Genomic DNA, 24,972 nt, shown 5'->3' on the forward strand with positions numbered 1-24,972 from the left:
CCAGGGCGGTGGCTTCGCCGGCCCCGGCACCGCCAGGAGCGGAGCTCCGCCCGGACGGGGTCCGGACCGCAGCCGGACCGGGGCGGGGGAAGGCTGCGCGAACCCTCGCGGGACCGGGGTGCCGTGTGCCCACCCGTGCCGCCCCAGCGGCACGACTGCCCACACGGCCGGCCGGACGGGGGCCGGCGCGCCCGCCCCGCACGGCGACGGTGAGGGGCCGGCGCGCCCGCCCGCGGCCGTGGCAACGGCCGGCACCCACACGGCCGGCGGCGAGGCGCCGCCACCCGCAGGCCCGCAGGCCCGCAGGGCCCGTACCGCCCGCGCCACCGGCCAGACATGGCCGACACGACGACTTGATCGACTCTTCCGACGGGACACGAACTGCCATGACCACTTCGCACGTCGAGCCCACGACCACCGCCCCCGCCACCGCTCGGACCGCCACCGCGGCTCCGGCTCCGGCTCCGGCTCCGGCCGGACAGGCGGCGGCGACCGCCAAGGCCGCCCACGAAGCACCGGCGCCCGCACCCGCAGCCGCAGCCGCAGCCGCAGCCACCGCACCCGCGGCCAAGCCCACCCGGCCCGCCCCGGCGCGCACGCTGTCGCCCGCCGCACAGGCCCTGCTGGAGCGCAGGCTCCGCGGCAGGGCCGGCGCCGCCGCCCCCGCCGGTATCCCCCGGCAGGAACCCCGCCCCGCGCACGCCCCGCTCTCCGCCGCCCAGCAGCGGCTGTATTTCCTCGACCGCGTCAACCCCGGCACCGCCGAGTACCTGATGCCCTCCGCCTGGCGGTTCGCCGGCCCGCTCGACGTACCCGCACTGGCCGCCGCCGTCGGCGACCTCGTCGCCCGCCACGAGCAGCTCCGCGTGGTCTTCCCCGAGCAGGACGGCGTCCCCGCGCAGCAGGTGCTCCCCGCCGACGCCGGAGCCGTCCCCGCCCTGGCCCTCGTGGACCTCCCCGCCGCGGACCGCGACCGCGGCGAGGCCGCCCTCGCCGCCGCCGTGCGCGAGATCGCCGTACGCCCCTTCGACCTCGCCACCGAGCCCGCGTTCCGCGCCACCCTGCTGCGGGTCGCCGAGGACGACCACGTGCTGGTGCTGGCCATGCACCACATCGTGTCGGACGGCTGGTCCCTGGACATCCTGCTGCGCGACCTGCGCGAGTTCCACCGCGCCCGCAGCGAGGGCGGCACCCCCGCCGTCACCCCGCCCGCCATCGAGTACACCGACTACGCCGTCTGGCAGCGCGCCCAGGACGAATCCGCCGACCTCGACCACTGGCGGACCGCCCTCGCCGGCCTGACTCCGCTGGAGCTCCCCGCCGACCACCCCCGCCCGGCCGTCCGCTCGTACGAGGGCGCGGTCCACCGCGTGGAGCTGCCCGCCCCCCTGACCTCCGCCCTGGCCGAGCTCGGCGGGCGCTGCGACACCACCCCGTACATGACCGTGATGTCCGCCTTCCAGGCCGCGCTCGCCTTCCACAGCGGCCAGGACGACATCGCGATCGGCACGGTGGTGGCCAACCGCGAGCGGCCGGAGACCGAGCGGCTCGTCGGCTTCTTCGTGAACACCCTGGTCATCCGCACCTCCCTGGCCGGCGACCCGACCCCGGCCGAGCTCCTCGCCCGCACCCGCGACAGCGTGCTGGGCGCCCTGTCGCACCAGACGGTCCCCTTCGAGCGGGTGGTGGACGAGCTGAGCCCGGAGCGGGACCTGTCCCGCAACCCCCTGTTCCAGGTGCTGTTCCAGCACACTCCGGCCGACCGGCCCGCCGCCGGGTACGCGCTCGGCGCCGCGACCGGCACCCCCTTCCGCGTCGACCTGACCACCGCCAAGTTCGACCTGACCCTGGACCTCTGCGAGAGCGGCTCCGGCGACCTCGCGCTCCAGTTCGTCTACCGGACCGACCTGTTCGCCGAGGAGTCCGTGGCCCGCCTGGCCGCGCACACCGTCAACGCGCTGCGCGCCTTCGTGCAAGTCCCGCAGGTGCCGCTCGGCGAGATGGCGCTGCTGACGGACCCGGAGATCGCCGAGCTGCTCGGCCCGGAGGGACCGGCCAACCGCCCCGCCGGGACGGACCGGTCCGAGCCCGAGCCGCAGCCGGCGCCCCGCCCGGCGCTGGACCGGGTGGAGGAGTGGATCCGCCGCACCCCGGACGCGGTGGCCGTCTCCGGCGGCGGTCGCAGCCTGACCTACGGCGCGCTCGACGCCGCGTCCCGGACGCTGGCCCGTCGGCTGCGCGCGGCCGGCATCGGCCCGGAATCCCTGGTCGGCGTGTGCCTCGGCCGGTCGGTGGACCTGGCCGTGGCCCTGCTGGGCGTATGGCGTGCGGGTGCGGCATACCTGCCGCTGGACCCGTCCCACCCGCGGGCCCGCCGGGAGTTCACCATCGCCGACGCCGGGGTGGAGTGGGTGGTCGCCGACGCCGTCGGGCAGGCGGCCGTGGACGGCCTCCCGGTGGGCGTGATCCCCCTCGACGGCGCCCCGGACGCCCACCCGGACCTCACCGCCGCCGACGGCACCGGCCCGGACGCCGTCCGCCCCGGCCCCGACGCCCTCGCCTACGTCATCTACACCTCGGGCTCCACCGGCCGCCCCAAGGGCGTGGAGATCACCCACGCCAACACGGCCTGGCTGTTCGACGCCGCCGACCGGCACTTCGGATTCGGGCCCGCGGACGTGTGGACCCTGGTCCACTCCCCCGCCTTCGACTTCTCCGTCTGGGAGCTGTGGGGTCCGCTGACCTCCGGCGGCCGCGTGGTCGTGCTGACCGAGGACGAGGTCCGGGACCCCGCGGCGGTGCACCGCGTGCTGCGCGACGAGCGGGTCACCGTCCTGAACCAGACCCCGGCCGCGTTCAAGGGCCTCCGCGCGCATCTCGCCGCGCAGGGCGCGGACTTCGGCGGTCTGGCGCTCCGTACGGTCGTCTTCGGCGGGGACGCCTTCGACACCCGTGACTACCGCGACTGGTTCGCCGTACCGGCCGGGCGCCGGCCCGCACTGGTCAACATGTACGGCATCACCGAGACCACCGTGCACGTCACGTACCGGCTGATCACCGAGGAGGACCCCGGCTCGCCCGTCTACTCCCCGATCGGCCGCCCGCTGGCCGGGCAGCACGGCTACGTGCTGGACCGGGCGGGCCGGCTGGTGCCCAAGGGCACGGTCGGCGAGCTGTACGTGGCCGGTGGCGGTGTCGCCCGCGGCTACCGGAACCGGGCCGAGCTGACCGCCGAGCGGTTCCCGCTGGACCCGTTCGGACCGCAGGGCTCCCGCATGTACCGCACCGGCGACCTGGTACGGGTGCTGCCGGACGGGCAGCTGGCGTACTGCGGCCGCGCCGACCACCAGGTCAAGATCCGCGGCTTCCGGATCGAGCCCGGCGAGATCGAGACCGCGCTGCGCGGCCTGCCCGGGGTGCGGGACGCGGCGGTGGTGGCGCGCCCGGACGGGCACGGCGGGGCCCGGCTGGTCGCCCACGTGGTGCTGACCGAGGGCCGGCCGCTGGACGCGGCGGACCTGCGGGACCGGCTGCGGCTGAACCTGCCGGAGTACATGGTTCCGGCGCTGTTCGTCCGGCACCCGAAGCTGCCGGTCACCGCCAACGGCAAGGTGGACCGCAAGGCCCTCGTCGCGGTCGCCGCCGAAGGAACCTCGGCCCCCGAGGGCCACACCGCCCCGGCCGGCCAGGCCGAGGAGGCGCTCGCCGCGATCTGGGCGGAGGTCCTCGGTGCCGAACGGGTCAGCAGCACCGCGAACTTCTTCGACCTCGGCGGGGACTCCATCCTCTGCCTGCGGGTCATCGGCAAGGCCCGCGCCGCCGGCCTCGCCCTGACCGTGCCGGACCTGTTCCGTGCCCGTACCCTGGCCGACCTGGCCCGGGCCGCGACGGCGACGGCGGCCGGGGACGAAGGGCCCGCGCCCGTGGCGCCGTTCTCCCAGCTGGACCCGGCCGACGCGGCACGCCTGCCGGAAGGGCTCCAGGACGCGTACCCGCTCACCACGCTGCAGACGGGCATGCTGCACGAGATGCTGGCCGATCCGCGGCGCGGGGCCTACCACAACGTCACCGACCTGAAGATCACCGTGCCGGAGGGCTTCGACCTCGCCGCCTTCCGGGCGGCCGTCGACACGGTCGTCCGGGGCCAGGACATCCTGCGCTCCTCCATCGACCTGGTCTCCTACGGCGAGCCGCTCCAGCTCGTCCACCGCACCGCCGAACTCCCCGTCGGCTACCGCGATCTGCGCGGCCTGGGCCGCGAGGAGCAGCGCGCCGTGGTCCGGAAGCACGTCGACGAACAGTTCGCGCAGCGGTTCGACCTCGCCGCCGCACCGCTGGTGCGGATCCAGCTGCACCAGCTCACCGACCACGAGCTGCGGTTCACGATCACGGACTGCCATGTGGTGCTGGACGGCTGGAGCCTCACCTCCCTGATCGCCGATCTGCTGGACCTGCACCGGCAGGCGGTCGCCCAGGGCCGGCGGCCGAGCCTGCCCGCCTCCCCCCGGTTCGCCGAGTACGTGGCTCTGGAGCGGGCCGCGGCCGAGTCCCCGGAAGGGCTGGAGTTCTGGCGCGGGCAGGTCGCCGCTCTGCGGCCGGTGCGGTTCGCCCGGCGAGCCGGCGACACCGGCGACTCCGGTGCCACCGGTGACGGGGGTGGCTCCGCGTGGTCGGACATCGTCGAGATCCGCCGCTCGTACGCGGCACTCGCCGAACCGATCGGCCGGCTCGCCCGGCTCGCGGGAGTGCCCCGCCGGACCGTGCTGCTGACCGCGTTCCACCACGCCATGGGCATGTTCGCCGAGCCCGACCCGGACGGGGAGTTCCTCGGCCACTCCATCGGGCTGGTCACCAACGGCCGCCCGGAGCTGGCGGGCGCCGACCGGATGCGCGGCCTCTTCCTCAACTCCGTCCCGTTCGGCATCCGCCGGCCCGGGCCCGGGCAGAGCTGGCTCGACCTGGTGCGCACCGTCTTCGCCGCCGAACAGGACCTGATGCCGCACCGGCGCGTCCCGCTGGCCCGGATCGGGCAGCTGAGGCCCGACGAGCCCGGTCTGGTCGACGTGCTCTTCAACTACGTCAACTTCCACCGCCTGTCCGGGGACACCTGGGAGGAGTCCCAGGAGATCGCTCAGACCATGTTCCCGCTCAACATCAACGTGAGCGTCCAGGGGTTCAGCGTCGACGTCGACACCACCCGCGTCGATCCGGCGGCCGCCGAACAGCTCTCCGACACGGTGTGCGACCTGCTGCGGGCCATGACCGGCGCCCCCGACGCCCCGGTCGCGCCGCCCGAGCTCTCCGGGGACGCCCGCGAGCGCGCACTGGTGGACTGGGCCCGCGGCCCGGTGGTGGAGAACCCGGACATGCTGTTCCACGAGTGGATCCGCGAGCACGCGCGGCGGACCCCGGGTGCAGTGGCCCTCGCCCATGGCGCGCACGAGGTGACGTACGCCGAACTCGACGCCGGGGCGGGCCGGCTGGCCGCTCGGCTCCGGGAGCTGGGCGTGGGCCCCGAGGTCATCGTCGGGATCTGCGCGGACCGCGGCCCGGACATGATCCGCGCGATCGTGGCCGTGCTGAAGGCGGGCGGCGCGTTCCTGCCCCTCGATCCGCAGCACCCCGCCGAGCGCCTGGCGTTCGTGTCCGGGGACAGCGGGATGCGGGTCCTGATCACACAGTCCGCGCTGGCGGGCACCGTCCCCTTCGACGGACCCACGGTGGTGATCGACGCGCCGCTGCCGGCGGCCCACGAGCCCGCTTCCGAGCCTGCTTCCGAGCCCGTCCCCGGAACCGGACCGGACAACACCGCGTACGTGCTCTACACCTCCGGCTCGACCGGCCGGCCCAAGGGCGCGGCCGTACCCCACCGCGGTCTGACCAACCTGATCCACGGCCAGCGGGACGTGTGCCGGCCCACGTCCGCCGACCGGGTGCTGCAGTTCGCCGCGTTCAGCTTCGACGTCTTCGTCAGCGAGCTGACCTGGGCGCTGGCCAACGGGGCCCGGCTGTGCACCGCGCCCAAGGCCGCGCTGCTGCCCGGCCCCGACCTGGTGGCCACCGTGAACTCGTACGGGATCACCGCCGCCGCGCTGCCGCCGAGCTCCCTGGCGGTGCTCGCGGAGGAGCAGGACGACCTGCCGACGCTGCGCACCATCGTGACCGGAGGCGAGGCCCCGACGGCGGAGATGGCCGACGTGTGGTCGCGGGGCCGGCTGTTCGTCAACTCGTACGGCCTGACCGAGACCTCGGTGTGGTCCTGCGGGGAGATCTGCCGGGTGGGCGCCGGACTGCCGCCGATCGGCCCGCCGATCCGCAACACGCAGGTGTACGTCCTCGACGACGCGCTGCGGCCCACCCCGGTCGGGGTGCCGGGGGAGATCTGCCTGGGCGGCGACGCCGTCGGCCTGTACTACCTGAACCGGCCGGAACTGACGGCGGCCACCTTCGTGCCCGACCCTTACGGCACGCCCGGCACCCGGTTGTTCCGCACCGGTGACATGGGCCGCTACCACGCCGACGGCAGCATCGAGTGCCTGGGCCGCCGCGACAACCAGGTCAAGCTCCGCGGGTTCCGCATCGAACTCGGCGAGCTCGAACACGCCCTGCGGGACCTGCCGGGTGTGGCGAAGGCCGTGGTCCTGCTCCGCCGCGACCTGCCGGGCGACCCCGCGCTCGTCGCCTACGTGGTCCCCGAGGCGGGCGCCGCGCCGGACGCGGAGGCGCTGCGGCAGGGGCTGCGGTCCCGGCTGCCCCAGTACATGGTGCCGGCGCGCTTCGTGTTCATGGACGAGTTCCCGCTCAACACCAGCCGGAAGGTGGACCGCCGGGCGCTCCCCCGGCCCGCGGACCGTTCCGACCTCACCTCCTCCTACGTCGCCCCGCGCACGGCCACCGAGCGGACGCTCGCCGAGGTGTGGCAGTCGGTCCTCGGGCTGGAGCGGGTGGGGGTCCACGACGACTTCTTCCGGATCGGCGGCAGCTCCCTCTCCACGGTCCGGGTGGCCGCCCGGGCCGCGGCCCGCGGCCTGGCCGTCTCCGTCCGCGACCTGATCGAACGGCCCACGCTGGCCCAGCTCGCCGCCCGCGCGGACGAGTCGGCGGCCGCACCCGCTTCCGCTCCCGGCGCGCGGGAGGTGCGGTCCGAGGTCCGGCTGCGGGAGGGCGACGGCGATCCGATGTGGTGCGTGCACCCCACGGGCGGCAGCGCCGCCTGGTACGTGGGGCTGGCCCGGGCCCTGCCCACCGGGTTCCCGGTGCGCGCCTTCCAGGCCCGCGGCCTGCTCGGCGGGGTGGACCCGACCACGATGTCCGGCATCGCCGCCAACTACGTCGCCGAGATCACCGCGCACGGCGGTCACGGCCCGCACGACCTGTTCGGCTGGTCCATGGGCGCCAACCTGGCCCTGGAGATGGCCCACCAGCTCCTCGACGCCGGCCACGAGGTGGCCCCGCTGACGCTGATCGAGCCGTACCTGCCCAGCCCGGTGGCCCGGGAGCGCCTGGCCGCCGTCGGCCGGGACATGGAGGAGGGGCTGCGGATGCGGGAGCGGGTCCGGGCACTGCCGCCGTCGGCGGAGCGGGACCGGGCGGTGGCCGAACTGACCGCGCTGCTGCTGGGCGCGGGCATGAGCCCGAGCGAGGCGGCGCTGGTGGAGAACGCCCCGATCGAGGTGTGGCACTCGCTGCTCACCGCCCTGGCGGGCTGCGCACTGCGGCCGTACCCGGGCCACGTCCACCTGGTGGTGGGCTCGCAGGCGGCCGGGCTGCCCGAGGGGGAGAACATGACCGACCTCGACGTGGGCTTCCGGGAGTACGTCGAACGCTGGCGGGAGGTGGCCCTGGGCGGGCTGACCGTCCATGTCACCGAAGGAGACCACATGTCCCTGATGTCCGAGCCGCTGATCGGCTCGACGGCCGCCCTGCTGCACTCGATCCGGACGGAGGCCCGGCGATGACCACGATGACCACGGCTGCGGCAACGGCAACGGCACAGGTACCGGCTGGGGCACAGGTACCGGCTACGGCGGGGGCGACCGCGGGGACAACGGCAGGGACGACGACGGGGGGCGGCTTCACCGAGCGGTACCTGCTCGACCCCGCCGTCAACGCCGACCCTTACGACTACCTCAACTCCCTCCGCGACCACGACCCCGTGCACTGGAGCGCCATGCACCGGGCCTGGCTGGTCACCGGGCACGCACAGCTGATGCACTGCCTGCGCGACCCGGCCGTCTCCGCCGAGCGGGTGCGCCCGCTGATGGACGCCGTACCGGAGGGCGCCCGGGAGGACACCGAACGGGCCTTCTCGATCCTCTCCCGCTGGATGGTCTTCAACGACCCGCCCCAGCACCGCCGGTTGCGGCAGGCGTTCCAGGAGCAGTTCGCCGCCCGCGCCATCGGCCGCTACAAGACCTTCGTGGAACGCGCCACCCGGGCCATGCTGGCCCGGCGGGCCGTGCCCGGCACGGCCGGCGACCTGCTCGCGGACATCGCCCGGCCGCTGCCCGCCCTGGTCTTCGCCCGCTGGCTGGGCGTCCCCCAGGCGCACGGACCGTCCTTCTGGTACTGGAACGCCCGGGTGGGTGACCTGGTGCTGGGCGCCGCCCAGGAGGAGCGCGAGTACCGCACCTCCCTCCAGTCCCTGGTCAGGCTGGAGGACTACCTCGCCGGCCTGGTGCGCGAGCGCCGGGCCGACCCCAAGGACGACCTGATCAGCTCCGTGCTCGCGGGCGGACACGTCGGGAAGACGGTCAGCGAGGAGGAGTTCGTCGGGATGCTGACCCAGATGGCGTTCGCCGGCGGGGAGACCACCAGCAACCTCATCGCCAACGCGGTGCTCGCCCTGTTCCGGCACCCCGACCAGCTGGCCGCCGTACGCGAGGATCCCCGGCTGGTGCCGATGGTGGTGGAGGAAGCCATGCGGTTCGACGGCCCCTCCAAGATGTCCATCCGCACCGCCGCCCGGGACTTCGACCTGGACGGGCGGGCGGTCCGCTCCGGGGACCGCATGTTCCTGGTGACCGCCGCCGCCAACCGCGACCCGGACCGCTTCGCCGACCCGGACGCCTTCGACGTCCGGCGCGGCAGCGCCTCCCACCTCGGCTTCGGCTTCGGCGCGCACTTCTGCATCGGCGCGGCCCTGGCCCGGCTGGTGGCGGGCGCCGTGATCGACGTCCTGATCCGCGAGTACCCGGACCTGGAACTGGCGGACCAATCCCTCACCTGGCAGCTCTCACTGCTCAACCGCGCCCTGACGGCCCTGCCGGTCCACTACTGACAAGGAAAGAAGACCATGGCTAGCAGCACGCTCACGAGCGCGGGCGCCCGACTCTGGACACCCGCCCGGCAGGGGTCGTTCCGCCTGCTGTGGCTGGGCCAGTCCCTGTCGCTGCTCGGCGACGGCTTCAGCTACATCGCCTTCTCGTGGATCACCCTCGGGCTGACCGGATCCACCCTGGCACTCGGGTACGTCCTGGCCTTCCAGGCCGTACCCCGGGCCCTGCTGACCCTGGTCGGCGGCTCGCTGAGCGACAAGTGGTCCAGCCGGACCCTGATGCAGTTCTCCAGCTGGGCCCGGGCCGGGCTGATGGCGGCGGTGGGTGTGGCCGGCATGACGGGCGCCCTGACGCTGTGGCTGCTGTGCGCCGCGGCCGCGGCCTTCGGCGCGGTCGACGCGTTCTTCCAGCCGGCCCGGGCCTCGATCCTGCCGTCGGTGGTCGACAAGGAGCTCCTGGCCCCGGCCAACGCCCTGTTGGGCGTCGGCACGAAGATCTCGGCGATCCTCGGCCCGGCCATCGGCGGCATGGTGGTGGCCTTCTCCGACGCCCACGTCGCCTTCCTCGTGGACGCGGCCTGCTTCGCCCTGTGCGGCCTGTTCGTCTCCCGCATCCGCACCCTGCCGCGCAAGACCGGCCCGAAGACCGCCACGACCGCGCCTCCAGCCGAAGACTCCCTCGGGTCACGCATCAAGGAAGGCATCCGTTACACGCTCCAGGACCCCCGCCTCCGCACGATCCTGGCCATCGACGTGGCAGTCACCTTCTGCCAGTCCGGCCCGTTCACGGTCGGTTTCGCCACCCTGGCGAAGATCGACCTCCAGGGCGGCTCGACCACCCTGGGCCTGCTGAACGGCGCCCTGGCGGGCGGCGCGATGCTCGGCACCCTGACCGGCGGCGCACTCTCCGCCCGCCCCCGCGTCGGCCTCCTGATCAGCGCCCTGGCCGGCTGGCTCGCCATCGGCACGGCCCTGCTGGGCATGGTCGACCACACGGCCTCCGCCCTCGCCACCGTCTTCGCGATGGGCTTCGGCATGGGCTTCCAGGGCGTCTTCGGCATGAGCTGGATCCAGCGCAACATCGACAGCTCGGTCCTGAGCCGCGTGATCTCGGTCGACATGGTCCTGGGCTACGCAGTCGCCCCGCTCTCCCTGGTCATCTGCGGCGCGATGGCCCAGCAGGGCACCACCCCCATGTTCACCCTGGCGGCAATCATCCTGGCCATCACCTCAGCCGCAGTCCTCACCTCCCGCCACGTCCGCGAAATGCGCTGACGCCACCGCCACTACGTCCCCGACCAACCCCACGCGACCACGAACCTGCTCCTGCTCCTGCCCACGGCCTGTGGGGGCAGGAGCAGGAGCGCGTGCGGGAGCTACTCAGGGCGGTGAGGCGGGGGGCTTCGCTGGGGCGGGAGCGAGGAGGCCGCGGCAACACTGGCACCGCTCCCATCCCGTACGACAGTGCCCTCAGGGAAGGATCCACCCACAGTGGGACAGCCGCCGCCGAGGCGCAATCACCCACCAATGGCTCAGCATCCGTGACGTCCTGTACGGGTGGGCGGGTGGGCAACCGCCCACACGAAGCACACCAAACCCCACAAAACCGCCGTACTCACCCCCGCCAGCGCCTCACCGCCCGCCCAGTAGGGTGACCACGTGGACATTCATTCGCTCTCGCGTCCCTTCCGGCTGCTCGTGACGGGAGGAGGCACCGGCGGGCACACGTATCCCGCGCTGACGGCGATCCGTACGCTGCAGCAGCGGCTCGCGAGCGCCGGTACCGCCCTCGACGTGCTCTGGATCGGCACCGCCGACGGGCTTGAGGCACGGATCGCGCCGGCCGAGGGCATTCCGTTCAAGACGGTGGCCACCGGAAAGATCCGCCGGTCGGCGAACCCGCTCAAGATGCTGTCCGCCGCGAACATGAAGGACATGGCCCGGGTCCCGCTCGGGGTCGCGCAGGCCCGGACGATCGTGTCCGAGTTCGAGCCGGACGTCGTTCTCGCCACCGGCGGGTACGTCGCCGTCCCGGCCGGTCTCGCCGCCCGTCTGTGCCGTCGCCCGCTCGTGCTGCACGAGCAGACGGTCCGGCTGGGCCTGGCCAACCGCAAGCTGGCGAGCTCCGCGACCCGCATCGCCGTCTCCTCGGAGTCGTCCCTCCCGCTGCTGCCCGCGGAGGTCCGCGACCGCGCGGTCGTGACCGGCAACCCGGTCCGCCCGGAGGTCCTGTCCGGCCACCCCGACAAGGCGATCCAGACCCTGGGCCTCTCCTGGTTCGACCGGCGCCTGCCCACCGTCTACGTGACGGGTGGCGCGCAGGGCGCGCAGCAGATCAACGGCGTCGTCCGGGACGTGCTGCCCTGGCTCCTGAGCCACGCGAACGTGATCCACCAGTGCGGACCGGCGAACGTGGAGGAGCTCCGCGCCGCCGCCGCGGGCCTGGACCCGGTCCTCGCGGGCCGGTACCACCTGACCGGCTTCGTCGGCCCGGAGCTGCCCGACGTCCTCGCCCTGGCCGACATCGTGATCTCCCGCAGCGGCGCCGGTACGCTCGCCGAGCTGACCGCCCTGGGCAAGCCGGCCGTCTTCGTCCCCCTGGCCACCTCGGCCGGCAACGAGCAGGCCCACAACGCCCAGCACCTGGCCGACGCGGGCGCAGCCCTCGCCCTCCTCGGCGAGGTCACCGCGCAGAGCCTCCAGCAGGCCGTCGGCCCCCTCCTCACCGACCCGGCCCGCCGGTCCGCCATGGCCGACCGCGCGCGGGCCTACGGCCGCCCGGACGCCGCCGAGCGCCTGGTCGACGTGCTCCTCTCGGCCGCAGGCGCTGCCTGATCCGTCTCCGCAGGGTGGATCCCGGTGCCGTGGAGCGGGGCCGGGATCCGCGGCCTCAGGCCAGTACCGAAGCCGCGTATTCGCACAGTGCCGCCCGGTTCTGGTGGCCCGTTTTCGTGCCCAGGGCGGCCACGTGTTTCTCCACCGTCCTCGGGGAGATGTACAGGCGGTCCGCGATGTCCTTGTTGCCCAGGCGTTCCGGGAGGAGCTGGAAGACCTCGTACTCGCGGACGGTGATGCCCAGGGTGCGCAGTTCCTCCGGGATCGCGGCCGAGCCCGTGCGGCGCTGGTGGACCGGGGCGCCCAGCCGTCGCAGGGCGGCCCGGCAGGCGTTGGCCACGATCGCCACGCCGCCCTCGTGGAAGTGGTGTTCGGCCCGGCGGAGCCAGCTGACCGGATCGCCCCAGCCGTCCTCGTGTGCGGGTTCCGCGATCAGGCGGAGGCCGAGGTGCAGGGCGGTCGGGTACGACTCCGCCAGGCGCAGGGCCTCCGCGACCATCGTCTCCGCCTCCTGGCGGCGGCCCTCCCGCCCCAGCAGCACCGCGCCCGCGAACAGCACGAACTGCCTGTTCCACCGCATGCGCCCGGGCGCCGTCGCGGCCACCTCCTCGTACGGGCCGCGCCCCACCTCCCCGGACAGGACGTCGAGCAGCAGCCCGATCCCGTAGCGGCCGCTCAGGTAGTACGTGCTCGGGTTCGCGTCCTCCAGGTCCCGGACGGCACGGAGCTGGGCGACCGCCGCCGGCCGGTTCTCCTCCATGAGTGCGCAGAACGCCCGGGCGAGCCCGAGCGTCAGCGGTTCCTCCTGTGAGCCGGCGCCGTCCCAGTCCGCGAAGGCGGACAGCGCGCGGTCCATCGCCGGGCGGTCGCCGCGGTGTGCGGCGAGGGCCGCCTGTGCCATGAGGACGTAGCGGGTGGCGGGCGCGAGCCGGAGCCGCTGGACCACGACGAGGCATTCCTCGGCGTTGCGCCCGGCCTCCGCGAACCGGCCGCGCAGCACGCCGTCCAGGATCATGATGCCGTCGATGGTGTAGACGATGGTGGCCGAGCCGAGTCTCAGTGCCTCGCCGCGGGCGGCGAGCAGCGGGCCGGTGTCGCCTTCGGTGAGCCAGTTGTTGCCGCCGATCCGGGTGAGCGCGTACATCCGCTGGACCGGCAGGCGGTGCTTCTCGGCCGTGGAGAGCGCCGATTCGAGGAGGGCGGTGGCCTCGTCGAAGTCGCGTTCGCGGGCGAGCGTGGCGAGGAGTTCCCAGGCCTGGCAGACGACCGTCGGCAGACCGTGCCGTTCGGCTGCCTGGAGGGCGTTCCGCGCGAGTTTCTCGGCGAGCTGGGTGCGGTCCTGGCCGGGGGTGTCCAGCGCCAGGTAGGCGGCGGTGACGTCGACGGTCGCGCTGCTGCGCTCGTCGGGTTCGGCCCGCATGAGGGCTCTGGCCTGGGCGATCTGGCGGTTTCCGTCCTCCCACCGGCCGGCGGTGTGCGCCACCTTGGCGAGCCGGGTGTGCAGGGCGGCGAGGCGTACGGCGTTCAGGCTGCCGAGTGCGTGGAGGTTCTCGGCGAAGCCGAACGCCTCGTTGAAACGGCCGGCCTCGGCCAGTGCGGGCAGCAGCGCTTCGAGCACCTCGGCCCGGCGCGCCGGGTCGGTGCTGCCCGCCAGCATCCGTTCGGCCCGGCCGAGCAGGGTGATCGCGGAGCCGATGGCTCCGGCGCCGAGCGCCCGCAGGCCGGCGTCGGCGAACAGCCGGCCGGCTTCGTCCACGTCGCCCGCCTGCGAACGGAGTTCGGCGGCGAGCGGGCACCAGTCGCCGGAGAGGTCCGGGTACAGGGCCTGGACGGCGTCCGCGGCGAGCCCGGCCATGGCGGCCCGCCGGGCGGGGGTGAGCTGGGTGAGCAGGGCTTCGGCGGTGAGCGAGTGGCGGAAGGCGTACCAGTCGGGCGCGGGTTCGTCGGGGACGACGAGCTGGGCGGCGACCCCGGCGTGGAGGTGGCCGAGGAGGGCGCGGTCGTCGACGCCGGTCATCCGCTGGAGCACGGTCAGCGGGAACCGGCGGCCGATGACGGCGGCCGCGGAGAGCAGGGTCAGGCCCTGCGGGCCGAGCCGGTCGATACGCCGCAGGATGCCGCGGGCCAGTGCGGTGGAGACGTCGCTGCGCAGGTCGCCGACGACCCGCCAGCCGTCGTCGCCCCGCACCAGCGCGCCGCCGCTGATCATGCTCTGCAGGAGTTCCTCGACGAGGAAGGGGCTGCCGGCGCTGTCGTCCCAGAGCCGGTCCAGGGCCGCGGCCGGCACCCCTTCGGGTTCGGTGCCGAGCTGTGCTGCGATCACGGCCCGTACTTCGGGGCGGGTGAGCGGGGCCAGTTCGAGGACGGCTCCGGTGCCGCGCCGCCGGGCCGCGTCGGCCATGTCGAGGGCGTCGCAGGGTTCGGAGCGGATGGTGGCCAGGAGGACGACGGGGGTGTACTCCAGGTTGTCCACCAGGTATTCGAGGACGGCGAGGGTCTCGGGGTCGGCGTCGTGCAGGTCTTCCAGGAGGAGGAGCTGCCCCTCCGGCGGGGCGGTGGCGATCAGCAGCCGCAGCACCGCCTCCCCCAGGATGATCATCGAGCTGCTGTCCTGGGCCTCGCTGCTCCAGTCCGGTATGAGCCGGCCGAGGGCCGGCCGGTAGGGGCCGAGCGGCAGGTCGTCCATCGGCCGACCGCTTCGGAACAGCGACATCAGCGCCTCGGTGAGCGGCCGGAAGGGCACGGTCGGCCCGGTGGTGCTGCTGCGGCCGCGCAGGACGCCCATGCCGGAGTCGAGGGCGAGTCCCACGGCCTCGGCGGCGAGCCGGGACTTCCCGATGCCGGCTTCGCCGACGAGGAAGACCACGCCCCCATGCCCTTCGTGCGCCTCGCCCAACACCTGTCTGATCTCTGCGACTTGGGGGTCGCGACCCACGAGGTACCGCGCACGGGAACGCATGGCGCGATGCTAGTTCATACGAACTGTTCGATGTCCCGCCGAAGTTGGCCTTTTCGCCGAGGTCGGAAATGCGTCACGCGCCGGCTTTGATGAAGGAGACCGAGGTGTCGAGCTGACCGAGGCTGATGACGATTCCGCTGGCCAGGACCATGCCGGAGAGGGCGCGGGCCCGGGCGCACATCTTGTTCCGGCCGGAGAGCGCGATCCGGCCCGCGGCCATGCCGTCGTCGGCGGAGGGAACGGAGCCGTCGGCCACGGGGGCCGGGGCGGGGGTGGCGGCGACGGCGGAGAAGGCGGCGGACTCGGCGGAGACGGTGTGCTTCTGCATGGCGGTGGACCTTCCGTTGAGTGGTGCCGGGGAGGATGTGGCGCGGTGCGGTTCGTTCTGTGCTTTCGTTCCGGGCTCGTTGGGTGGTTCGTTCTGTCCTTCGTTCTGTGCTTCGTTGAGCGGTTCGTTCTGTGCTTCGTGCCGTGCTTTCCTTGGGCGGTTCGTTCAGCGGGCCGGGTGGCCGAGGAGCAGCACCGACGGGACCGCCTCCGGGAAGCCGAGGCGGAGCAGCCCGTATCCGATGCCGGAGAGGCCGGTGAGCAGTCCGGGGGACGGCACGCGGTCGGGGGTGCCGCACCGGTGGTCGTGTTCGAGGAGCCGGCCCAGGACCTGCGCGGTGCGCCGGGTGAGGGCGCCGCGCGCCCCGTCGTGGCCCTGCGCGGCGAGTACCAGGAGGGGTTCCAGGCCGCCGAGGACGCCGCTGTGCAGGCCGAGGTCCGGTGCGTCCGGGGCTTCGCCCAGCAGCCGGGCGCAGCGGTCGAGTTCGGCTGCGGCGCCGGGCAGGGCGTCCGCCGCGGCCAGTACGGTGCCGGAGAGGCCGGCGTACCAACCGTGGTCGCCGTCGCCGGGCCGGATCAGGGTGGTCTCCAGTGCGGACCGCAGCAGGGCCGCGCCGGTCTCGGCGTAGGGCCGGGCGCCCGCTTCGGGAAGGGTGCGGGCGTACCGGAGCAGCGCCCAGCCGATGCCGGCGTCGCCGTGGGCGAAGCCGGGCGCCGGAGTGTGGCCGCCGAGCCGGGCGAGCAGCCGGTCGGCGATGCGGGCCGCGAGGGCGGCGGCGCCGTCCCCGGTCTCGCCGGGGGTTCCGGACACCGCGACGGCGGCGGCGAGCGCGCCGGCCAGGCCGTCGGCCAGGTCGCACGGGACCTCGGAGTCCGCGCCGGAGCCCTCTTCGGTGAGCGCCGCCCGGCCGAGCGCGGTCAGTGCGTGCGGCAGGCAGGCGCCGATACGGGCCTCGCGGCTCCCGCTCCCGCCCTCACCGTTGCCGCCGCTCCCGCCTTCTCCGTCCAGCAGGGCGGACAGCCGGGCCACCGCGTAGACGATCCCGCCGATGCCGTGCAGGGCGCCCGGCCCGACGGCCGCGCTCAGCTCCGGGTCGGCGGCGAGGGCGGAGAGCAGCGCGGGCAGCGGACGTACCGCCTCCCGGGCCAGGGCGGTGTACCGTTCGGCGCCGGCCAGGGCGCCGATCTGGGCCAGGAACAGGGCGACCCCGGAGTACCCCTGCGCGAGTCCGCCGCCCATCGGCAGTACGGCCCAGTGCTCGCCGGCCACCTGCTCCAGGCCGAGCCAGTTGGCGCGACCGCCGCCGCGTACGGCGTGGGCGGCGATCTCGTCGGCGATCCCGCAGGCGGCGGTCAGCAGCCGGGACGGTTCGGGCACCACGGCCGGGGCGTACTGCCCGGCGAGCACCGAACGCGGGCCGTCCGAGCCGCGGTTGGCGCCGGTGACGGCCAGCGTCGCGGAGATCACCCACTCCTGGTCGTACCGGTCCACCTCGCTCATCGCGGCGATCTTGTCGCGGGCGGCGCGGAGTCCGGCGACGGGGAGCACCCCGTCGAGGCGGCCGCCGCGGGCGGTCAGCACGGCGGTCCCGGCGGGCAGGTGGAAGAACAGGGGTACGTCCCCGCGCCACAGGTCGGCGATCTCGTCCTCGATCAGCCGCTGCCGGGCCGGGTCGTGCGCGGATTCCGACCACAGCAGCGCGAACACCGATTCCCGGGCCAGGGCGTCGCCCAGCACGTCCGGGTGTGCGGATTCGTCCAGCAGCGTCGCGTAGAGCCGGGTGGACCGTGCGATCAGCCGGCCGGCACCGGTCTCCGCCCAGCGGTCGAGCAGTCCGCCGCGAGTACCGCCGCGAGCACGGCTGCGAGTACCGCCGTGGGTACCGCCGCGCGTGACGCCGCGCGTGCCGAGGAGCTCGTCGCGGTGGAGGGAGATCGCCTCGTACCCGGCGCGGAAGCCTTCGAGGAGCGCCGCCCGGTGGTCGGTGTGACCGGTGGCCCGGCCGGACGCGCCCGGAGCGCCCGGTGCAGCCTGAACATCCGGTGCACCCGGAGTGCCCGAAACAGCCTGGACGTCCCGCTGCTCGGGGCCTTCCGGCCGGTTCTTGCCCGCCTTGCAGGTGACGGGCGCCCGGCGCACGCGCATCTCGTCGGTGCCGGCGCCCTCCCAGCAGACCTCGTCGCTGGGGTAGGCGCCGCCGTCGCCGCCGCCGAGGGAGGAGATGTCCAGGGCGCCGTTCTCCCCGATGAGCAGGCTGGGCAGCAGGCAGGTGCGGTGCACGGACGCGGCCAGGGCCTCGGCGGCCGGGTCGGGGCCGGCGGTCATGGCGGGCGGCAGCCCGGAGTGCAGCAGGGTCTCGGCATCCACGAGGACCGGCTGGTCCCGGCAGGCGATGACGTTCTCGTAGTGCATGTCCACCCCGTCGACCGCGTAGAGCAGGGCGAGCAGGGCGCCCTGGCGGCGGTAGAAGCGGTCGAGTTCGGTGACCGTGCCGCAGCCGCGGTGCTCGATGAACTCCAGCCAGCCGTAGCCGGCCCCGTGCACCGAGCGCGGGGTCCGCAGGCCCAGTCCGGGCACCTTCGCGTTCAGCCAGCCCACCGCCCCGTCGAGCAGGGCGTGCTGCGCGAGCGGGCGCGGCTTGTAGACCACGGCGGTGCCGTCGGCGAAGTGCAGCACGGCCACGGATCGGTTGCCCTGGTGGGCGTCGCCCCGGCCGAGGTCCACGCGGACCAGCGGTCCGGGGTCGGTGCCGCGGAGCAGCTCCTTGACGATCTCGGGGCGGTCGGCGGTGTACCGGTCGACCAGCTCCGCGGCGGCCTCGGCGGCGTACGCGCAGGCCTGGCCGAGCATCCGGGCCAGCACCGGGTAGCGGGTGAACAGGCCGGCCAGTCCCGCCGCGCTGCGCAGGCCCTCCAGGAAGGCCGCGAACCGCTCCTGCGGGGTCGATCCCGCCAGCTCCCCGGCCGCGCGGGCCAGGTTGAGCTCCCGGACCAGGGTGCGGGCCGCCTGCCGGGTCAGTTGCTCGCCGAGCCGCTGCTCGAACCCCGCCCGTACGGCGGCCAGTTCGGCATCGGCCGTACCGGCTGCGCCGGGCGCCGCGGCGGTTTCGGCCCAGGCGAGGGCGATGAGCGGGCGCAGCACGGGGAGGAACAGCGCGGCCCCGTCGGCGTCCTCGGCGAGCCCGGCTCCGGCGGCAGTCGGCTCACCCGGCCTCGGGAACTCCGCCACCTGTCCGGGCGTCCCGGAGGCCCGGGCGACCGCCGTGTCCGTCCCGACCGCCCCGACCGCCCGCTCGATGTACGCCGCCCAGTGCGGCTCCGCGGCGCGTGCTCCGAGCCGGGCCGGCGGCTCGTCCGCGAGTGCGTACGCCATCTGCTCGTCGATCCCCAGGCTCGCGAGCCTGGCCGCGAACCCGGCCGGGTCCCCGCAGTCCCACGGCGCCGGCCGGCCCGCGGCGGAGACGGCGGCACCCGGCGCGGCGGGCGCGTCCGGGGCGTCGAGCCTCTCCCGCAGGGTCAGGCCCCGGGCCCACCACCAGCGGGGGAGGGCGCCGACCTGGATCTCTCGGTCAGTGGCGGTATCAGTCACGTGGAAAAAGCTCGCAGAGCCCGGAGTCCCCCACATGGGGGGAACGCCCCCATATTCTGCGGGCCCTCCCCCACCTGCCCGGGTGTACGTACGCACCCGGAAGCGCAGGCTCCTCCCGCACCCCGCACGCCCCTCCCGGGCCGCCCCCGCCCGGCGTGCCCCACCGCCGGGCGGCCCCGCCGCGTACGGGCCGTGAGCTCAGCGGACCGCCGTACACGCGATCTGCGGGGCTCGCTCACGCACCTTTCACAAATGTGGGGGCCGGGGCCCGATGCAGCGGCCTGCTGTCCGCGGCCAATCTGCTCTTCGTCACCCCTCACCCATGACCACACGGAGGACCCGGTGGGAAACGGAAACCCCGTCCCTGTCGACGTCGTCGCCTTCGACCCGGTGCTGGAGGCAGGCACCAAGTCGACTCTGTTCAGCTGCCCCGAGGTGTCCCTGGTACCGCCCGGCGGTGAACCGCGGGTCGTGGTCATGACGGTGGACCAGGTCGGCCACGCCGAGCTCGACGTCCTGCGCTCCGTCCGCGAGGCCGCGCACCGCCCCGACGTGGTCCTGGTCGCTGCCGAACTGGCCCCCGGCGGCGCGCTGCACGCGATAGCGGCCGGCGCCCGCGGGCTGCTGCGCCGCCGCGAGGCGGACCCCGCCCGGCTGTCCCGTGCGGTGCTGGCAGCGGCCCGCGGTGACTGCACCCTCCCCCCGGACCTGCTGGACCTGCTGCTGAGACACTCCGGGGCGGGGGGCCGGGACGACGATCCGTCCGGCGCGCCGTGGGCGGACGCGGGGCTCACCGACCGCGAGCGATCGGTGCTGCGGATGGTCGCCGACGGCCACGAGACCAGCGAGATCGCCCAGCGGCTGTGCTACTCACCGCGCACCGTGACCACCGTGGTGCACGACATCACCCAGCGGTTCCGGCTGCGCAACCGCGCCCACGCCGTGGCCTACGCGCTCCGGACGGGCCTGCTGTGAGCGCCCCGGTCACGGAACCGGCCGCCGCCGTACCGGCCGCCGGTTCCTCGTCCTCCGCACGGGCCACCGGTCCCACCGCCACCCTCGCCCCCGTCGCTTCCGCCGCCCCCGCCTCCTCGTACACCGACCGCGTACGCGTCCACGTCGTCGCGGGCGGTCCCGGCGGGACCCCGCCCGAACCGCTCGCCCGGATCCTCGCCGCGCCCGGGACCGGTCTGGCCCCGGCGGCCGAACCGGAACCGGACACCGTGGTGGTGGCGGTGGCCGCCACCGTCGAGGACGCCCTCGCGGCCTGCCCGGCCGGCCGCGGGCACCGGCTGCTGGCCATCTGCGACACGGTCACCCCGGCCGGGCTGCGCCGCGCCATCGAGGCCGGTGTCCTGGCGATCCTGCGCACCGACGACCTCAGCCCGGCGCAACTGGTCGCCGCGGTGCACTGCGCGCACCAGGGCGACGGCCGGATGCCGTACGCGGCGCTGGTCCGCCTCCTCGGCTCCGGCCCGGCTCCGGCCGTCCCGCGCGCCTCGGCGCTGCCGGACACCCCGCTGCTCACGGCCCGGCAGACGGCGGTGCTCACGCTGATGGCCGAGGGCCACCCCAACGCGGTGATCGCCCGCACCCTGTCCTGTTCCGAGCACACCGTCAAGAACGTCATCTACGAACTGATGGGCCGCCTCCAGGCCCGCAACCGAGCCCACGCGGTGGCCCGCGCGGTCCGCCACAGCCTGATCTAGCCCATCCGGCGCGTCCGGATCATCCCGTGCGTCCGGATCATCCGGCTCGTCCGGCTCATCCGACTCGTGCACCGGCGGCGGCACCGAGCCCGACCCCGGTGTCGGCCGCGGCGATGAGCATGTCCAGCAGGGCGAGCAGCACGGTGCGGACGTCACCGCGGTCGCGGGCGTCCAGCATCAGGACGGGGGTGTCCGGGTTCCGCAGGTGGAGGGCGGCGGCGATCTCCTGCGCGGTGTAGGGCTGTTCGCCGTGGAAGCAGTTGGCGCCGACCACGAACGGCAGGCCGCGGCTCTCGAAGAAGTCGACGGCCGCGAAACTGCGGTCCAGGCGGCGGGTGTCGACCAGCACGATCGCGCCGAGCGCGCCGTTCAGCAGGTCGTCCCACATGAACCAGAAGCGCTCCTGGCCGGGCGTGCCGAACAGGTAGAGCACCACTCCGGCCTCGGTGAGGGTGATCCGGCCGAAGTCCATCGCGACGGTGGTGACCGTCTTGGACTCGATGCCGTCGAGGTCGTCGACGCCGACTCCGGCCGCCGTCAGGCTCTCCTCCGTACGCAGCGGCTCGATCTCGGAGATGGTCTCGACGAGGGTGGTCTTGCCGACTCCGAACCCGCCGGCGACGAGGATCTTGACGGGGGCCGCCTGGGTGGAGGCGGAGCTGTCATATCCGGGCAAGGTTGTCCCTGATTCTCATGAGCAGGTGGACATTGGTGGTCGCGGCCCCGTCCAGGGGCGGCCGGTGGTGGATCAGGCCGCGGTCCGCGAGTTCGCCGAGCAGCAGCGTCATCGGCGTGAGGCGGATGTGCATCCGTGCCGCGATCTCGGCGACGGCCCGCCCGTCGGGGGACGGGCACATGGCGAGGATGGCCCGCCATTCGGAGGGCAGCCCGCTCCACCCGTCCTCGGGGACCGCCGCCGTGATCGTGGTGTCCATGGTGAGGACGGTGCAGGGCGCGGCGGTACGGCCGTCGGTGAGGGCGTAGAGCCGCGTCCGACGGCGGCGCCGGGGGCGCGGCTCGTCCGGCTGCCGGAACTCGACGGTGTCCTCCGGGTCCACGTCGTCCGCCGCGTCCACGTCGTACGCGGCGTCCGGTTCCGCGGCCGGGGCGGCGTCCGCGACGCCGCCCATCACGTCCTCGTCCGGCATTAGGCGGTGGACGCGGGAGGCTGGGTCTGCGTCCGCTCCGGGGTGCCCAGCCACTCGCCGAGCGCCTGCGCGGTCCGTACGGCCTCCCCGCCCAGCTCGCCCAGGCGCGCCTTGCGGGAGGTCACCACGATGAGCGTGCTGCCCTCCCCGCACCCCACGATGCAGAGGTAGCGGTCGTCCATCTCGACCAGTTGCCGGATCACTCGGCCGCCGTCGACCTCCCTGGATATCGCCTTCATGGTGGAGGCGACGCCGGAGCAGGCCGCGGCGATGCGCTCCGCCTGGTCCCGGTCGAGGAGGTAGGCGCTGAGCCCGATCCCGTCGTTGGACAGGAGCACGGCGCCCTGGATGCCGGCGATCCTGCTCAGGTTGTTGTCCAGGACGCTGTAGATCATGTCGTTGGGTGTCGTCGTCATCCCTGATCCTGTCGGAGCTCTTCTTCCACTGTCTGGGTTCCGTGTTCGTAGTCTGCCCAGGCGTCGGCCACCTCTTCGGGGGTGGCCGGGTCCGGGGCGGTGACCGTCTCCGGCGCCCTCGGTCCGCGCAGTCGTTCCGTCATGTGGGTCTGCGGGACGCGTTCGGGGAGGGCGGGCCGTGCGCCGCGCTCGGGGAGGGCCGGTCGCGGACCGAGCCCGGCGGGCGCGGGCTGCCCGTCGCCGCCGTCCCGGGCGGCCGGCGGCTCGGCGGACCTGCGCCGGCTCGGCAACCCGGCGGCGGTGGGCAGCGGCGCCGGCTCGACCGCCTGCGGACCGGTCGTGGACGCCGGGACGGGCAGGGGGGCCGGCTGGGCCTCCGGTACCGGCTTCGGCCCGGGCACCACCGCGGATTCCGGGGCTGATGCGGGTACGAGCACGGGCACGGACGCAGGCACGGGCACGGACGCAGCCTCGGCCGCGGCCTGGTTCTCGGCCTGGTTCTCGACCTGGTTCTCGACCTCGTTCTCGGCCTCCGTCACGGGAACGGACCGGCGCCCGGGAGCGGGCTCCGCCGCGGAGGCCCCCGCCGCGGCCAGCAGGCCGCCCGGCAGCACCACCACGGCCGACGTCCCGCCGAACACCGAGCGCCGCAGCGTGACCGTGGCGCCGAGCTGTTCGGCGAGGTGGCCGACCACGAAGAGGCCGAGCCGGTGCGCGTTCTCGGCGAGGAGGGCGTACGGCGGGGCGGAGTGCAGGCGCCGGTTCATCTCCGCGTAGCTGGCTCCGCTCACCCGCGGACCGCGGTCCTCGATCTCCACCGACATCCCGTCCGCGACGAGTTCCGCGCGGATGACCACGCGCGAACGCGGCGGGGAGAACCGGGTGGCGTTGTCCAGCAGCTCCGCCAGCAGGTGGCTGATCTGGCTGACGAACTGCGGTTCCACGCTCGCCTCGTCCAGCGCCTGGCGCTCGATCCGCCGGAAGTCCTCCACCTCCGAGGCGGCTTCGCGCAGCAGGTCGGCGATGCTCATGGGCTCGGTGTGCGGGTCCGGGATCTCACCGCCCGCGAGGATGAGCAGGTTCTCGATCTGGCGCCGCATGCCCACCGTCAGCTGGTCGGACCGCATCAGCTGGGCGAGCAGCGCCTCGTTGTGTCCGAAGGCGTCCTGGATGTCCTCGGTGAGGGCGAGCTGCCGGCTGACCAGGTTCCCGGTGCGTGCGGCGATGCCGGAGGCGAACATGCCGAAGCCGTGGCGTTCGGCTGCGAGCTGCCGGTGCCCGTCCACGGACACGGCGACGACCCGGGCGAACGCGTCGTTGATCCGCCCGACCTCGTCCTGGTGTCCGCGGACCGTCGGCAGCGCGGACTCGTCCACCGGACGGCCGCTGTCGAGCCGGGCCACGACGTCGGGGAGGATCCGCTCGGCGACGGCCACCGTACGCCGGTGCAGGCCGTCCAGGCGGCGCAGGACGGAGCGGGTGGAGAACACGACGACGGCCACCACGAAGAGGAGTCCGGCGCCGTTGAGGCCGATCAGCCAGGCGACATCGGTCTGCAGCCGGTCCGCCTTGGCATCGCCGCGGGCGAGGACGTCGCGCGCCCGGTCGATGTTGAGGGTGGCCAACTGCACCGAGACGTTGGCGTGCGCCGCACGCCAGCCGGCCACCTCGGCGGGCAGTTTGATGCCGGTTTCGGTGTCCTTGTTCTCGTAGATGATCGCGTTCTCGATGCGCGCCTTCGTCTGCCAGTCCGGGGAGGCGGTCACGCGTTCGTAGAACGCCCGGTCACCCTCGGGCAGATAGGGCACGACCCACGTCTCGTACAGGTAACGCTGGGCACCGACGGCGCTGGCGAACTCGTCGAAGCCGGCCGAGGTCAGCTCCCGGGAGGGACCGGCCAGAGCGAGGACCGCGTCCTCCCGCGCCACCATTTCGGAGGCCGAGAGCATGGACACCACGGGTCGGCTGGCCTGGGTGAGTTCGGCGTCCTGCGCGTGGCTGAACTGCTGCTGGTACACGCGGATGATCTCGCTGACGGCCCCGGTGTAGTAGCCGAGCGTGCTCTCCGCGGTGCCGATGCGGGCGTCCGTGCGCTGGCGGGGACCGCCGATCGTCTGCATGCGCCGCGCCACGTCCGCGAGGGGCCCGTCCGAACCCGCCACCGCACGGGCGAAGTCGGCCGCCGCACGGTCCGTGGCCTGCCGCCGCTGCCGCAGTTCACCGTCGGCACCAGGGGTCCCCGCCCACCGGGCCGCGGTCGCCGTCCGCTCGGACTGCAGATCGACCATCAGCGTGTACAGCGGCGCGCCGATCCGCTCGCTGACCGCGACGTCGGAGCGCAGGTGCGCCGACTGCTCCAGCAGCCGGTCGGCGTTCAGCAGGGTCTGGGCGCCCATGGCCACGGTGGGGACGACCGCCAGCCAGATCAGCAGGGTGCGCAGCCGCACGCTCCGCTGCCCCCGTGGCCGCCGCTGCCGGGTCGTCAGGGGCACTGCCGGGTCTTCGGGTTCTGCTGGGCCTTCGGGTTCTGTGGAAGACATCGTTCCTCGGGTGCGGCTGGGCAGCGGGCGGGGAGCGGGGGACAGCCAGTCTGAAGGCGCTGATCATAACCAGCCGAACGGCTGAATCGGATACGTTGATTCCGATATCGGCAGATGCTATGAGTGGCGCACCCGTCGCCGACTGTCGGGTGCGCCGGTCCGGTCGGGCGGC

The 24,972-nt window shown here is 74.3% G+C and carries 13 protein-coding genes; 6 read left to right on the forward strand and 7 right to left on the reverse strand.

What is annotated here, in order from left to right:
* Window positions 1-386 precede the first annotated feature (386 nt).
* The 4 genes from AC067U_RS03775 (at window position 387) to AC067U_RS03790 (ending at window position 12,112) form a co-directional block, all read left to right on the forward strand.
* Window positions 387-7,958, forward strand: a complete 7,572-nt coding sequence (locus tag AC067U_RS03775) for an amino acid adenylation domain-containing protein (protein WP_478827961.1) — start codon at window positions 387-389, stop codon at window positions 7,956-7,958.
* The gene (locus tag AC067U_RS03780; RefSeq protein WP_478827962.1) at window positions 7,955-9,280 is read left to right on the forward strand and encodes a cytochrome P450; all 1,326 of its coding nucleotides are present in this window, start codon (window positions 7,955-7,957) and stop codon (window positions 9,278-9,280) included. The genes AC067U_RS03775 and AC067U_RS03780 overlap by 4 nt, the downstream gene beginning before the upstream one ends.
* A gap of 15 nt (window positions 9,281-9,295) precedes the next feature.
* Complete coding sequence (locus tag AC067U_RS03785; protein ID WP_478827963.1) at window positions 9,296-10,552, forward strand: MFS transporter; 1,257 nt, start codon at window positions 9,296-9,298, stop codon at window positions 10,550-10,552.
* 384 nt (window positions 10,553-10,936) lie between these two features.
* Window positions 10,937-12,112: a UDP-N-acetylglucosamine--N-acetylmuramyl-(pentapeptide) pyrophosphoryl-undecaprenol N-acetylglucosamine transferase gene (locus AC067U_RS03790; protein ID WP_478827964.1), complete on the forward strand. Its 1,176-nt coding sequence runs from the start codon at window positions 10,937-10,939 to the stop codon at window positions 12,110-12,112.
* A 55-nt stretch (window positions 12,113-12,167) separates the two neighbouring features.
* On the opposite strand, the gene AC067U_RS03795 is transcribed toward AC067U_RS03790, so the two are convergent.
* From AC067U_RS03795 to AC067U_RS03805, 3 genes are all read right to left on the reverse strand, one after another.
* Complete coding sequence (locus tag AC067U_RS03795) at window positions 12,168-15,071, reverse strand: helix-turn-helix transcriptional regulator (RefSeq protein ID WP_478827965.1); 2,904 nt, start codon at window positions 15,069-15,071, stop codon at window positions 12,168-12,170.
* A 73-nt stretch (window positions 15,072-15,144) separates the two neighbouring features.
* Window positions 15,145-15,399 (reverse strand): hypothetical protein, encoded by a 255-nt coding sequence (locus tag AC067U_RS03800; RefSeq protein ID WP_478827966.1) that lies wholly within the window; start codon window positions 15,397-15,399, stop codon window positions 15,145-15,147.
* Window positions 15,400-15,564: 165 nt separating this feature from the next.
* Entirely contained in the window at window positions 15,565-18,987 is a 3,423-nt protein-coding gene (locus AC067U_RS03805) for a type 2 lanthipeptide synthetase LanM family protein (RefSeq protein WP_478827967.1), read from the reverse strand.
* Window positions 18,988-19,329: 342 nt separating this feature from the next.
* On the opposite strand from AC067U_RS03805, the gene AC067U_RS03810 reads away from it, so the two are divergent.
* Both AC067U_RS03810 and AC067U_RS03815 read left to right on the forward strand, forming a co-directional pair.
* Window positions 19,330-19,962 carry a helix-turn-helix transcriptional regulator gene (locus AC067U_RS03810; RefSeq protein WP_478827968.1) on the forward strand — a complete coding sequence of 211 codons (633 nt, stop codon included), beginning with the start codon at window positions 19,330-19,332 and terminating at the stop codon, window positions 19,960-19,962.
* Entirely contained in the window at window positions 19,959-20,696 is a 738-nt protein-coding gene (locus AC067U_RS03815) for a helix-turn-helix transcriptional regulator (protein ID WP_478827969.1), read from the forward strand. The genes AC067U_RS03810 and AC067U_RS03815 overlap by 4 nt, the downstream gene beginning before the upstream one ends.
* 55 nt (window positions 20,697-20,751) lie before the next feature.
* Here AC067U_RS03815 and AC067U_RS03820 read toward each other — a convergent pair whose 3' ends face one another.
* The 4 genes from AC067U_RS03820 to AC067U_RS03835 are packed head-to-tail and all read right to left on the reverse strand — an operon-like array spanning window position 20,752 to window position 24,707.
* Window positions 20,752-21,372 (reverse strand): GTP-binding protein, encoded by a 621-nt coding sequence (locus tag AC067U_RS03820; RefSeq protein ID WP_478827970.1) that lies wholly within the window; start codon window positions 21,370-21,372, stop codon window positions 20,752-20,754.
* Window positions 21,359-21,844 (reverse strand): DUF742 domain-containing protein, encoded by a 486-nt coding sequence (locus AC067U_RS03825; protein WP_478827971.1) that lies wholly within the window; start codon window positions 21,842-21,844, stop codon window positions 21,359-21,361. The genes AC067U_RS03820 and AC067U_RS03825 overlap by 14 nt, the downstream gene beginning before the upstream one ends.
* Entirely contained in the window at window positions 21,844-22,260 is a 417-nt protein-coding gene (locus AC067U_RS03830; RefSeq protein ID WP_478827972.1) for a roadblock/LC7 domain-containing protein, read from the reverse strand. Before AC067U_RS03830 ends, AC067U_RS03825 begins: the two co-directional genes overlap by 1 nt.
* A complete protein-coding gene (locus AC067U_RS03835) occupies window positions 22,257-24,707 on the reverse strand; it encodes a sensor histidine kinase (RefSeq protein ID WP_478827973.1) in 2,451 nt (816 codons plus the stop codon). The genes AC067U_RS03830 and AC067U_RS03835 overlap by 4 nt, the downstream gene beginning before the upstream one ends.
* Window positions 24,708-24,972 lie beyond the last annotated feature (265 nt).

The organism is Streptomyces sp. NPDC043853, from assembly GCF_056436025.1.

Coding starts and splice junctions, on each gene's coding strand:
- AC067U_RS03775 (WP_478827961.1), top strand. CDS start 387: ATGACCACTTCGCACGTCGAGCCCACGACCACCGCCCCCGCCACCGCT.
- AC067U_RS03780 (WP_478827962.1), top strand. CDS start 7,955: ATGACCACGATGACCACGGCTGCGGCAACGGCAACGGCACAGGTACCG.
- AC067U_RS03785 (WP_478827963.1), top strand. CDS start 9,296: ATGGCTAGCAGCACGCTCACGAGCGCGGGCGCCCGACTCTGGACACCC.
- AC067U_RS03795 (WP_478827965.1), bottom strand. CDS start 15,071: ATGCGTTCCCGTGCGCGGTACCTCGTGGGTCGCGACCCCCAAGTCGCA.
- AC067U_RS03800 (WP_478827966.1), bottom strand. CDS start 15,399: ATGCAGAAGCACACCGTCTCCGCCGAGTCCGCCGCCTTCTCCGCCGTC.
- AC067U_RS03825 (WP_478827971.1), bottom strand. CDS start 21,844: ATGCCGGACGAGGACGTGATGGGCGGCGTCGCGGACGCCGCCCCGGCC.
- AC067U_RS03830 (WP_478827972.1), bottom strand. CDS start 22,260: ATGACGACGACACCCAACGACATGATCTACAGCGTCCTGGACAACAAC.